The organism is Xanthomonas sp. F1 (assembly GCF_014199855.1).
In genome coordinates, this window is sequence record NZ_JACHOK010000012.1 from 1 (window position 1) to 12,274 (window position 12,274).

Consider the following 12,274-nt stretch of genomic DNA (forward strand, 5'->3'; position numbering starts at 1 on the left):
TGGACTTCCCGCACCTCCTCCGATGATCAGTCGGAAGACATGACGCCTGTTTAGGGGCGTCACGTCCAGATACAAGGAGCGGCTTCAGCCGCGACAAGCGAACCCGTCAGTGCCTCCGACACATTGCAGTCGGGACTGAGGTCCCTCCCACAAGAGCTGACCAGCGTCAGCGATGCCGTCAGCACCTGCATCAAAAAGATCCGCCCTTGTAGGAGCGGCTTCAGCCGCGACGATCGAAGCCTTCGGCTTATCCGACCTCCGCGCAGTCGGGACTGAAGTCCCTCCCACAGGGCGTTGCCACGCTGTCAGCGCTGCTGCTTGTCATGGTGCGTCAGGCCACCGAACCTTCAGCTCCGACTCGGCCGCCATGCTCACTGTGGGAGCGGCTTCAGCCGCGACGCGTGAAGCCCAGGCCACCAGCCATCCAACCAAGCAGTGGGATGGGCTGGCCTCACGCCAGCCGCCCCGCCTGCGCCATCGGCCGGCCCGCAGGCCAGCCGATGCGCACCCCACTCACTTGGCCGGCGACTCCACGCCCAGCTGGTCCAGCATGAAGGCATAGGACTCGGCCATTTCGCGGTAACGACGGAAGCGGCCGGACTTGCCGCCGTGGCCGGCTTCCATGTTGACGCGGAACACGATCGGCTGGCTGCCGGTGTCGTTCTCGCGCAGCTTGGCCACCCACTTGGCCGGCTCCCAGTACTGCACCTGCGAGTCCCACAGGCCGGTGCCGACGTACATCGCCGGGTAGGCCTGGCGGGTGACGTTGTCGTAGGGCGAGTAGCTGAGCATGTAGTCGTAGTACGTCTTCTGCTCCGGATTGCCCCACTCGTCGTATTCGTTGGTGGTCAGCGGGATGCTCGGGTCGAGCATGGTGGTGACCACGTCCACGAACGGCACCTGTGCCACCAGCACGCGGTAGTCCTTGGGCGCCATGTTCGCCACCGCACCCATCAGCAGGCCGCCGGCGCTGCCGCCGGCCGCGGCCACGCGGTCCGGGGCGGCGTAACCCTGCTGCACCAGCCCGCGGGTGACGTCGATGAAGTCGGCGAAGGTGTTCTTCTTGTGCAGCAGCTTGCCCTGGTCATACCAGTCGCGCCCCATCTCCTGGCCGCCGCGGATGTGCGCGATGGCGTAGACCACGCCGCGGTCGAGCAGGCTCACCACCGGCAGGTTGAACGCCGGGTCGGTGGACATGCCGTAGCTGCCGTAGGCGTACTGGTACAGCGCGGCGCTGCCGTCCTTCTTGAAGCCTTTCTTGTAGACCAGCGACACCGGCACCTTGACCCCGTCGCGCGCGGTCACCCAGACGCGCTCGGTCTGGTACTTGCTGGCGTCGTAGCCGATCACCGGCTGCTGCTTGAGCAGCTTGCGCTCACCGGTGCGGGTGTTGAGTTCGTAGGTGGTGGCCGGGGTGGTCAGCGAGGTGTAGCTGTAGCGCAGCCACGGCGTGTCCGGCTCGGCGTTGATCGACAGGCCCATCGAGTACGCCGGCTCGTCGGCCTTGACGTACTCCTCCTTGCCGTCGGCGAAGTGCAGGCGGATCCGCTCCAGGCCGTCGGAACGCTCGGCGATGGCGGTGAAGCCGTCGAACAGCTCGAAGCCGTCGATGAACACCTTCTCGTCGTAGGGCAGCCAGCTCTGCCACTGGTCGCGCGCCGTGGCGCCGTCGGGCGCGGTCATCAGCGCGTAGTTCTTGGCCTTCCAGTTGGTGCGGATCACCCAGCGGCCGTCGAAGTGGTCGGCGTGGTACTCGACGTCGCGCTCGCGCGGCGCCAGCACGGTGAAGCGCTGCGGATCGGCGGCCGGCGCATAGCGCTGTTCGGAAGACACGGTGCTTTCGACGCCGATGACGATGTACTTGTCGTCGCGGGTGCGGCCCACGCCCATGTAGAAGCTGTCGTCCTTCTCCTCGTAGACCAGTACGTCCTGCGCGGCCGGCGTGCCCAGCACGTGCTTCTTGACCCGCACCGTCAGCAGCGTCTCCGGGTCGTTCTCGACGTAGAACAGGGTCTTGTTGTCGTCGGCCCAGACCACGTCCGGCGACACGCCAGGAATGCGGTCGGCGTAGATCTCGCCGGTGTCCAGGTTCTTGAAGCGCACCACGTACTGGCGGCGGCCGACGTCGTCCTCGGTCCAGGCCAGAATGCGGTTGTCCTGGCTGACCGCCGCGTCGCCGACGCTGAAGTAGCCCTTGCCGGCGGCCATGGTGTTGACGTCCAGCAGGATCTCCTCCGGCGCCTCCATGCTGCCCTTGCGGCGCGCCTGGATCGGATAGTCCTTGCCGCTCTCGTAGCGGGTGTAATACCAGTAGCCGCGCTCGCGGTACGGCACGCTGCTGTCGTCCTGCTTGATGCGGCCGACGATCTCCTCGTACAGCCGGTCTTCCAGCGGCTGCAGCGGCTTCAGCACCTGGTCCGCGTAGGCGTTCTCGGCATTGAGATAGGCCAGCATCTGCGGATTCTTGCGCGCATCGTCGCGCAGCCAGTAATAGGCGTCCTGGCGGACGGCGCCGAACGGCGCCTTGACCGCATGCGGCTGCTTGGCCGGATGCGGCGGGGTCGCCGCAGCGGCGGAGGCGGAGGAAGCGAAGGAGGCGGTCATGAGCAGGACAAGGCTCGCTAGCAAGGGGCGGTGAGGCATCTAATGGGGCTCCGGCGGCGGTAACGCAACGGGACGCGCCGCCCTGGATGGGCGGCGGCAGCGGGCGGGCGCCGCGCAGTGCCGGCCGAGTCTCCCTGCAACGCCGCGCCGTGGCAAGCGCGTTGCCGTGGCGGAGCCGGCGATATGCCGGGACGTGAAGTGTGGACGCGGTATGCCGCCTGCCTGCGGGGCCGCGCCGACGGCGTGTGGCGTGGCCTTGGTCGGGGCCAACGCGACGCGTGCGGCGTCGGCGCAGCATGGCGAGCGGCAGCCGGCGCGCAGTCGACCTGGCTAGCGAGCAACGACAACGCGTGTCGCCGTCATCCGACGCCAGTCGGTGGCACGCCTGACCCGGCCGGGACGCAGTCAAGCGCGTCGTCCCCGCTCACGCCCATAACACCCGATGCGGCGCGCTCCACTATCATCGGCGGCATGGCTTCCCTTCCCGGCGACACTTCCCGCGTCTCGCCCGCCGCGCCCGGCTACAGCCAGCGCAGCCGCGAGATCGAGCCCTTCCACGTGATGGCGCTGCTGGCCCGCGCCAACGAACTGGAGCACGCTGGCCACGACGTGATCCACCTGGAGATCGGCGAACCGGACTTCACCACCGCCGCGCCGATCGTCGCCGCCGGCCAGGCTGCGCTGGGTGCCGGCCACACCCGCTATACCGCCGCGCGCGGCCTGCCCGCCCTGCGCCAGGCGCTGGCGGACTTCTACCGGCAGCGCCACGACGTCGACCTGGATCCAGCGCGCATCCTGATCACCCCCGGCGGCTCCGGGGCCCTGCTGTTGGCCAGCGCGCTGCTGGTCGATCCCGGCCGCCATTGGCTGATGGCCGACCCCGGCTATCCGTGCAACCGCCACTTCCTGCGCCTGGTCGAAGGGTCGGCGCAGTTGGTGCCGGTCGGCCCGGACAGCCGCTATCAGCTGACCCCGGACCTGCTGCAGCAGCACTGGAACGCCGACAGCGTCGGCGCGCTGGTGGCCTCGCCGGCCAACCCCACCGGCACCGTGTTGTCGCGCGTCGAACTGGCCGCACTGTCGCAGACGCTGCACGCCCGCGGCGGGCACCTGGTGGTGGACGAGATCTACCATGGCCTCAGCTACGGCATCGACGCGCCCAGCGTGCTGGAGGTCGACGACGCCGCCTACGTGCTCAACAGCTTCTCCAAGTACTTCGGCATGACCGGCTGGCGCCTAGGCTGGCTGGTGGCGCCGCGCGCCGCGGTGCCGTCGCTGGAGAAGCTGGCGCAGAACCTGTACATCAGCGCGCCCAGCATCGCCCAGCACGCGGCGCTGGCCTGTTTCCTGCCGGAAACGCTGCAGATCCTGGAGGCGCGCCGCGCCGAGTTCGCGCAGCGCCGCGACTACCTGCTGCCGGCGCTGCGCGCGCTCGGCTTCCGCATCGAGGTCGAGCCGGAGGGCGCGTTCTACCTGTACGCCGACGTCTCCGATTTCACCGACGATGCGCAGGCGTTCTGCGCGCACTTCCTGGAGACCGAGCACGTCGCCTTTACCCCCGGTGTGGATTTCGGTCGCCACCGCGCCCGCCAGCACGTGCGCATCGCCTATACCCAGAGTCTTCCGCGGCTGCAGGAAGCGGTGGCGCGGATCGCGCGCGGGCTGTCACGCTGGGCGCGCTGAGACGACCCGCCACACTGCAAAGCGCATTGAGCCTTCTCATGCTCACCTATCGCGAAGCCATCGCATCCGATCTCCCGGCGATCTGCGCGCTCGGCGAAGAAGTCAATGCACTCCACCATGCGGCGTTTCCCCACATCTTCGCCGGCGCAGGCGCCACGGACCGCGACGCGGCGCACTGGACGCGCAGCATCGGCCGGGACGATGCCACCACCTTCGTCGCAGAAGCCCTGGGCGTCCTGGTCGGCTTTGTCACAGTCGGCATCGTTGAGGAATCGCACTCGCTGCTGCAGCCCATGCGCTTCGGCCGGGTGGGCAGCGTGGGCATCACCCGCAGCCATCGCGGCCGGGGCATCGGCCCGGCGCTGATGCAGCATGCGCACGACTGGGTGACGCGACGCGGCGGTGTCGAAATGCGCCTGAACGTCTGGGCCTTCAACACGCACGCACTGCACGTGTACGAAGAACTGGGCTATGACGTCCGTTCGCTGACCTTGGTCAAACCGTTGGCCGACGGCGCCTGAGCACCCGCTGCGGCCAACGCGGACAGTACCGGCGCGATCGTGACGCTGTGCGTTGCGCGCCGGCTCGACCAGTCACTGGGTAACGCGCCAGACCAGGCGATGGTCCGCGTCCCAACCGGGACGCGGACCGCACCACTCACTTGGACAGCCGCTCCCACAGGAAGCTGTACGCCAGCGCCTGCATGTGCGCCGCCTGCGCGTTGTTGGCCGCGCCGCCATGACCGCCTTCGATGTTCTCGTAGTAGGTCACGTCCTTGCCGGCGTCGATCATCTTCGCCGCCATCTTCCGCGCATGGCCCGGATGCACGCGGTCGTCGCGGGTGGAAGTCAGGAAGATCACCGGCGGATAGGTCTTCTTCGGGTCGAACAGGTGGTACGGCGAGAAGGTCTGGATGAACTTCCAGTCGTCGGTGTCCGGGTTGCCGTACTCGGCCATCCACGAGGCGCCGGCCAGCAGGTGGCTGTAGCGCTTCATGTCCAGCAGCGGCACCTGCACCACCACCGCGCCGAACAGCTGCGGGTACTGCATCAGCATGTTGCCGGCCATCAGCCCGCCGTTGCTGCCGCCCTGCACGCCCAGGTGCTTGGCCGAGGTGATCTTGCGCGCGACCAGGTCCTGCGCCACCGCCGCCATGTCCTCGTAGGCCTTGTGCCGGTTCTGCTTCAGCGCCGCCTGGTGCCAGCGCGGGCCGTACTCGCCGCCGCCGCGGATGTTGGCCAGCGCGTACACGCCGCCCTGGTCGAGCCAGGCGCGGCCCAGGCTGCCGGAGTAGAACGGGGTCATCGAGATCTCGAAGCCGCCGTAGGCGTACAGCAGGGTCGGCGCGCTGCCGTCGGCCTTGAGCTGCTTGGGCCGGACCAGGAAGTACGGCACCTTGGTGCCGTCCTTGGACACCGCGAAGTGCTGCTCGATCGCATCCTTGGACGCGTCGAAGAAGCTCGGCATCGCCTTCAGCGTCTCGATGCTCTTCGGCCCGCGCTGCACGTCGGCCAGCATCAGCGTGGTCGGGGTCAGGAAGTCGGTGGAGGTCAGCCACACCTGGTCGTTCTCGTCGGCATCGACCGCATCGACGCTGGTGCTGCCGAAGGCCAGGTCGCCGACCGGGAACGCCGCGCGTGCCCACTCGCCCTCGCCCGGGGTCAGCACCCACAGCCGGCTCTTGACGTCGTCGAGCACGTTCAGCACCAGCCGCGACTTGGTCCAGGCGAAGGACGCCAGCGACGCGGTCTCGGTCGGCGTGAACAGCACCTGGAAGTCGCGCTTGCCGGCCATGAAGTCGTCGAACTTGGTCGCCAGCAGCGCACCGGCCGGGTAGGTCGTGCCGCCCACCGTCCACGGATCGCGCAGTTCCAGGGTCAGCCACTGGCGGTGCACGCCCTTGTTGGCCGAGTTGGGCACGTCGATCTTGGTCAGGCGGCCGTCGGCGCCGCGCAGGTACATCTCGTCGTTGTAGAAGGCCAGCGTGCGGCTGACGAAATCGCGCTCGTAGCCAGGCGTGTCGTCGTGCATCGCGGCGATGTACATGTCGTCCGGCTTGCCCTCGTAGACCAGCGTGGCGCTGCTCATCGGGGTGCCGCGCTTCCACTGCTTGACGATGCGCGGGTAGCCGGAGCTGGTCAGCGAGCCTGGGCCGAAGTCGGTGTACAGGTAGACGGTATCGGCATCGATCCAGCTCAGCCCACCCTTGGCCTCGGGACGGAAAAAGCCGTCCTTGATCCACTGCTTGTTGCCCAGGTCGAACTCACGGGTGACGTCGGCGTCGGCGCCGCCGCGCGACAGCGCGATCAGGCAACGCGTGTACTCAGGGCGCAGGCAGTTGGCGCCATGCCACACCCAGTTCTCGCCCTCGGCCTTGTTCAGCGCGTCCAGGTCCAGCACCGTCTCCCACTTCGGCTCGGGCTTGCGGTACTCGTCCAGGGTGGTGCGGCGCCACAGGCCGCGCTCGTGCGCGCGGTCCTTCCACAGGTTGTAGTAGTACGGGCCGATCTTCTGCACGGCCGGGATCTTGGCGTCGGAATCCAGCACCTCGCGGATGCCGGCCTCGCGGGCCTTGAAAGCGGGGGTGTCGGCCAGGCGCGCCTCGGTCTTGGCGTTCTGCGCCTTGACCCAGTCCAGCGCCTTGGTGCCGGTGACGTCTTCGAGCCAGGCGTAGGGGTCTTGGGGCATCGCGGTTTCCTTGGCCGCGGCGGTGCCGGCGGCGAGCAGGCCGGCGAGCAGGCAGGCGTGTGCGAGTGAGGACATGGTTCGGATCCGGGAAGGACAGCGCCGCACCGTAGCACGCAGCATCGCCGGCCTCCCCTGCCGAAGGTCAGGCTGGACGGGCGGTTCGCAGCGCCGGCCGGCGCCGCCGTGCCTGCGCCCGCGGCCGGGCCCGCCACTGCCCCCACAGCCGGCGCAGCGGCGGCAGCGGGAAGCGATGCAGGGCCCACCAGGCGCTCAGCGGCATGCCCAGCAGCCACAGCGGCCACCAGCCCAGCCATTCGCTGTGGCCGCGCGCGGCCGGCCACACCAGGACCAGGGCCAGCCCGGCCAGGATCGCCTGGCGCAGCAGGCGGCGCAGGCCCGGATGCGGGACGTGGGTGCGCGGGGACGACGCGTTCGGCATGACGGCAGCTCCTGGAAGTCGAGGCGCGCAGGTTGCCGCCGCCACATCTCAGGGGCTGCGACGCACCATTGACATGGCGCACGCGCATACTTCACCGGCGTTCGCCCTTCGCCCCGGAATCTCCTATGCGCCTGCTTTCCCTGTTCGCTTCCGTGCTGCTGCTGGGCATGGCCGTCCCGTTGCCGACGGCCCGCGCCAAGGCGCCGGACCCGGAGCAGGAGCCTGCGCAGCCGCCGATCGACCTGCAGCGCTTCATGGGCCGCTGGTACGTGATCGCCCACATCCCGTACTTCGCCGAGCGCGGCCACGTCGCCAGCAGCGACGAGTACACCCTCAAGGAAGACGGCAAGATCGCGGTGCGCTACGAGTACCGCAACGGCTTCGACGAGCCGGTCAAGGAGCTCAACTCGCGCGCCACGGTCAAGGAAGGCACCGGCAACCGCCGCTGGACCACCTGGTTCTTCAGGATGGTGCCCACCAAGTACCGCATCCTGGAAGTGGCGCCGGACTATTCCTGGGCGCTGATCGACTATCCCGGCCGCGATCTGGCGTGGGTGTTCGCGCGCTCGCCGAACATGAGCCACAAGCAGTACCGCGAGCTGGTCGACAAGCTGGACCACCAGTACGGGGTCAACATCGACAAGCTCAAGCGCGTGGCGCAGCGCCGCGACCAGGTCGGCAAGCTCGGCTTCGAAGTGCCGAACAAGCCCTGACGCGGCTCCCGACCACGGCCGGCCGGGACGCGGGCGACGGCCCGCGCTGCGCCGAGCCGGCGCGGTCCGGGCTGCCCCGAGACGCCTTGCGGGCTGCATTGCGCCGCGGCACTGCGAGCAGCCAGCGCCACAAGCGGCATGGCACCCGGCACGGCCTGCCCCGGACCATCGATCATCCTTCGCTCAGCGAAGCACCCGGCGCCGCCCGTATGATCGGGGCGCCCTCCCCCCACAGACAGGTGCACCGCTTGGCCAGCGTCCTCTCCGACCCTCTCGACGAAGCACCGCGCGGCTGCGCGGATGCGACGATGTTGCGCGGCCAGGTGTTCGCGCAGAACTGCCCGTCCCGCGCCGTGCTCAGCCATGTCACCAGCCGCTGGGGCGTGCTGGTGCTGGTGGCCCTGCGCAAGGGCACCCACCGCTTCGGCGACCTGCGCCGCAGCCTGGAAGGCGTCAGCGAAAAGATGCTGTCGCAGACCCTGCAGGCGCTGGAGGCGGACGGTCTCGTGCAACGCACCGCCTACCCGGTGGTGCCGCCGCACGTGGAATACGATCTGACCCCGCTCGGCGAGGAAGCGGCCGCGCACGTGCATGCCTTGGTGGACTGGATCGAGCGCAACATCGGCGTGATCCTCGGCGGCGGCGCGCCGCTGGACGCGGCGTAGGGCGTCCGTATCCACGCCACCTCGGGCGTCGGCGGCAACGCCCCGGTCGCGGCTGAAGCCGCTCCTACGACGGCCGCTGCGTTGCGCCACAGGGACTGCATCCCGCACCACACAGTACGCCTCGGCGACGACGCAGGTTCCCGCGTAGGAGCGGCTTCAGCCGCGATGCTTTGCCGATCATGCCCGTCGCGGCCGAAGCCGCTCCTACGCGGCCCATCGCACCGGGCGCGACAGACCGTCAGTCGTCGCTGTAGTTGCTCAGCGCCAGCGACAGCAGCGCCTTGGCTTGCTCACGCAGCGAACGCGGCTCCACGATCTCCGCATCCGAGCCGTAGTGCAGCACGTCCATCAGCAGCTCGCGCGAGACGCTGTAGGGCACCTTCAGTTCGTAGCGGCCATCGGCCAGGAAGCGGCCCTGCTGCTTGGAATGCCAGTGCTCGTCGGCAACCCAGCGCGCCGCCTTGGGGCTGAACACGATGGTGGCCCAGCCCTTCGGCGCGCCGGAGAAGATGCCGTAGCTGGCGGCCAGCTGCGAATCCAGCTCGGCGTCGGCCACGTCCTGCGCCGGCTGGTCGAGCAGGCGCGCATGGTTGATGCGGTCCACCGCGAAGCTGCGCACCGCATCGCGGCCGTGGTCCCAGGCGTCCAGGTACCAGTTGTCGCGGTAGTGGGTGATGCGCTGCGGCGACACCGTGCGCTTGGTCGATTCATCGGTGGAGCGGGCGCGGTAGTCGAAGGACAGGCGCTTGCGCTCCAGCACCGCCGAGGCGACGGTACGGAAACTGGCTTCGTCGAGCTTGCGGCCGCGGTGCGGGATCACCCGCACCCGCTCCACCGGCCAATGGGTCGCCCCGGCCTGGGCGGCGAGCAGGCTTTCGATGCGCTGCTGCAGCGGCGCCAGCACCGAGGACAGCACCCCGCCGCCGGTGCGTGCCAGCAGTTGCTGCGAGGCCAGCAGCGCGTGCAGTTCTTCCGAACTCAGCCACAGCCCCGGCAACTCGAAACGGTCGCTCTCCCCGGACTCGTAGCGGAAGCCGGCCTCGCCATCGCCCTCTACCGGCGCCATCAGCGCATCGCGCAGGAAGGCCAGATCGCGGTAGACGGTGGCGCGGGAGCAGCCCAGTTCGTCCTGCAGCCGCGCCACCGTCACCGGATAGCGCGCGGACTTGAGCAGGCGGTGCAGTGCGTTGATGCGTTCGTAGCGGTCCATGGCCCCGATTATGTCTGAGTCGCGGGCGGAAAAACGCCTGCCCGGCGCGGCCGCCGGCAGAGCGCCCGAACCGTCGATGAAGCCGGCGCCCGGGGCCGGCCAGGGTGTCATGTGGATCCGGTATGATGAAATCGTTTCCATTTCGTTAGCCGAAGGCTGCGTCCCCATCTCCGGAGAAGCCATGTCCCGCCGTGCCACCCCCGTATCCGCCATCGCTTTGTTGCTGCTGAGCACGTCACCGGCCTGGGCCGCCGACGTCGCCACCTCACCGACAGCCACGGACCCGGCCAGTTCGCCGTGGAGCGGATCGGGCGAACTGGGCTTCGCCTCCTCGCACGGCAACAGCAGCAACGAAAGCCTCAACGGCCGCCTCAAGGGCCAGTACGTGGACGGCGACTGGATCCACAGCCTGGACCTGCTCGCCCTGCACGCCAGCGCCGAGTATGTCGACACCAATCCCGACGGCACCACCACGCGCAAGCGCCAGACCACCTCCAACCGCTACACCGGCAGCGCCGGCAGCGCGCTGCAGCTCGGCGAGCACCGCCAGCTGACCGCCTCGCTGCGCTACGAGCGCGACGACTTCGCCACCTACGACCGCCTGGCCACGATCGGCATCGGCTACGGCACCCGGATCATGGACGGCGACCGCCGCAGCATCGACGTGCAGATCGGTCCCGGCGTGCGCCGCGCGCACGACGTGGTCGAGAACCGCACCGAGACCGGCCTGATCGGCCGCGGCCTGGTCGACTTCAAGTACGGCCTGACCAGCAACACCGAACTGGGCAACACCTTGCTGGTCGAATCCGGCGCGTACAACACCTTCGCGCAGAACGACCTGGGCATCTCGGTGAGCATGAACGAGCGCCTGGCGCTGAAGGCCGGCTGGCAGGCGCGCTACAACAGCGACGTCAGCGACGACAAGAAGAAGACCGATACCCTGGCCACGATGAACCTGGTCTACAAGTTCAAGTGAGCGGGGATTGGGGAGTGGGGATTCGGGATTGGCTCACGGCGGCGCGACGCCGCAGGGCTGACCCGTTGATTCGCTTCTCGCAGGAGCGGGTGCAGCCGCGCCCCGCCAGCACGCAATGGCGGTGGCGCGCAGAGAGCAATGCGCCTCACCTGTAGGGGCGGCTTCAGCCGCGACAGGCTTTCCCGGTAACGCCCATCGCGGCTGAAGCCGCTCCTACACGCGCGCAACCGGCACTGTCGGGATCTGCACTGTGGGAGGGACGTCAGTCCCGACGACGGAGGGTGTCAGTGGGCTTTCGGCTTCGCTTGTCGCGCCTGCATGACAGTTGGCCCTACAGGCGATAGCGCGGACTGCGCACGCCATCAGGCCGGCAGGTCGACATCCAGCAATTCGCGCGCGCCGGCGCCCAGCAGGGCCTCGGCCACGGCCTGGCCCAGCGCCTGCGGATCCCACGCACTGCGCTGCAGGTCGGCGCGCACCAGGCGACCATCGGCGACGCCGCCGACCAGGCCTTGCAGCAGCAGATCGTCGCCGCGCCATTGCGCGAAGGCCGCCACCGGCACGTGGCAACTGCCGTGCAGGGCGCGGTTCATCGCCCGCTCGGCCTCCACGCAGGTGCGGGTCGGCGCATCGTCGAGCGCCGCGAACAGCGCCAGCGCGGCGCTGGCGTCCTCGCGGCATTCCACCGCGATTGCGCCCTGCGCCGGGGCCGGCAGCCAATCCGGCGCCTGCAGGCGCTGGGTGATGCGTCCGTCCAGGCCCAGCCGCTGCAGGCCGGCGCAGGCCAGCACGATGCCGTCGTAGCCGCCGTTGTCGAGCTTGGCCAGGCGCGTGTTGACGTTGCCGCGCAGGTCCAGCAGCTCCAGGTCCGGGCGCCGCGCGCGCAGTTGCGCCTGCCGCCGCAGCGAGGAGGTGCCGACGCGCGCACCCAACGGCAGCGCGTCCAGCGAGGCGTAGAGGTTGGAGATCAAGGCATCGGCCGGATCGGCGCGCGGCAGGATCGCCGGCAGCACGAACGGCGGGTCCAGCTCCATCGGCACGTCCTTGAGCGAATGCACCGCGCAATCGGCCTCGCCGCGCAGCATCGCCAGCTCCAGTTCCTTCAGGAACAGGCCCTTGCCGCCGATCGCCGCCAGCGAGCGGTCCAGGACTTCGTCGCCGCGGGTGCTCATCGGCACCAGCACCACGTCCAGGTGCGGGTGCGCGCGGCGCAGGCAGGCGGCGACATGCTCGCTCTGCCACAGGGCGAGCGGACTCTTGCGGGTAGCGATGCGCAGGATCTTCATGCGCGCATTA

The 12,274-nt window shown here is 69.2% G+C and carries 10 protein-coding genes; 5 read left to right on the forward strand and 5 right to left on the reverse strand.

Annotation, left to right across the window (positions count from 1 at the left end; all coding sequences use genetic code 11):
• Positions 1-513: 513 nt before the first annotated feature.
• On the reverse strand, positions 514-2,604 hold the full coding sequence (locus tag GGR71_RS19010) for a S9 family peptidase (RefSeq protein WP_184452221.1): 2,091 nt from the start codon (positions 2,602-2,604) through the stop codon (positions 514-516).
• A 471-nt stretch (positions 2,605-3,075) separates the two neighbouring features.
• Here GGR71_RS19010 and GGR71_RS19015 point away from each other — a divergent pair, with 471 nt between their 5' ends.
• The gene (locus GGR71_RS19015) at positions 3,076-4,287 is read left to right on the forward strand and encodes a pyridoxal phosphate-dependent aminotransferase (protein ID WP_160963932.1); all 1,212 of its coding nucleotides are present in this window, start codon (positions 3,076-3,078) and stop codon (positions 4,285-4,287) included.
• Positions 4,288-4,325: 38 nt separating this feature from the next.
• The gene (locus GGR71_RS19020; protein WP_160963930.1) at positions 4,326-4,808 is read left to right on the forward strand and encodes a GNAT family N-acetyltransferase; all 483 of its coding nucleotides are present in this window, start codon (positions 4,326-4,328) and stop codon (positions 4,806-4,808) included.
• Positions 4,809-4,944: 136 nt separating this feature from the next.
• On the opposite strand, the gene GGR71_RS19025 is transcribed toward GGR71_RS19020, so the two are convergent.
• Positions 4,945-7,050, reverse strand: coding sequence for a prolyl oligopeptidase family serine peptidase (locus GGR71_RS19025; protein ID WP_160963928.1), 2,106 nt, complete (start codon positions 7,048-7,050; stop codon positions 4,945-4,947).
• A gap of 67 nt (positions 7,051-7,117) precedes the next feature.
• Complete coding sequence (locus GGR71_RS19030; RefSeq protein ID WP_160963926.1) at positions 7,118-7,414, reverse strand: hypothetical protein; 297 nt, start codon at positions 7,412-7,414, stop codon at positions 7,118-7,120.
• Between the two features lie 125 nt (positions 7,415-7,539).
• Here GGR71_RS19030 and GGR71_RS19035 point away from each other — a divergent pair, with 125 nt between their 5' ends.
• On the forward strand, positions 7,540-8,127 hold the full coding sequence (locus tag GGR71_RS19035; RefSeq protein WP_017912048.1) for a lipocalin family protein: 588 nt from the start codon (positions 7,540-7,542) through the stop codon (positions 8,125-8,127).
• Between the two features lie 239 nt (positions 8,128-8,366).
• Positions 8,367-8,792, forward strand: coding sequence for a winged helix-turn-helix transcriptional regulator (locus tag GGR71_RS19040; RefSeq protein ID WP_456362641.1), 426 nt, complete (start codon positions 8,367-8,369; stop codon positions 8,790-8,792).
• A 238-nt stretch (positions 8,793-9,030) separates the two neighbouring features.
• Here the strand turns inward: GGR71_RS19040 and GGR71_RS19045 are convergent, their stop codons facing one another.
• The gene (locus GGR71_RS19045; protein WP_010341069.1) at positions 9,031-10,002 is read right to left on the reverse strand and encodes a helix-turn-helix transcriptional regulator; all 972 of its coding nucleotides are present in this window, start codon (positions 10,000-10,002) and stop codon (positions 9,031-9,033) included.
• A 181-nt stretch (positions 10,003-10,183) separates the two neighbouring features.
• Here GGR71_RS19045 and GGR71_RS19050 point away from each other — a divergent pair, with 181 nt between their 5' ends.
• Positions 10,184-10,978, forward strand: coding sequence for a DUF481 domain-containing protein (locus GGR71_RS19050; protein WP_048491069.1), 795 nt, complete (start codon positions 10,184-10,186; stop codon positions 10,976-10,978).
• Between the two features lie 362 nt (positions 10,979-11,340).
• On the opposite strand, the gene hemC is transcribed toward GGR71_RS19050, so the two are convergent.
• A complete protein-coding gene (gene hemC / locus GGR71_RS19055) occupies positions 11,341-12,264 on the reverse strand; it encodes a hydroxymethylbilane synthase (protein WP_160963922.1) in 924 nt (307 codons plus the stop codon).
• Between the last annotated feature and the right edge of the window lie 10 nt (positions 12,265-12,274).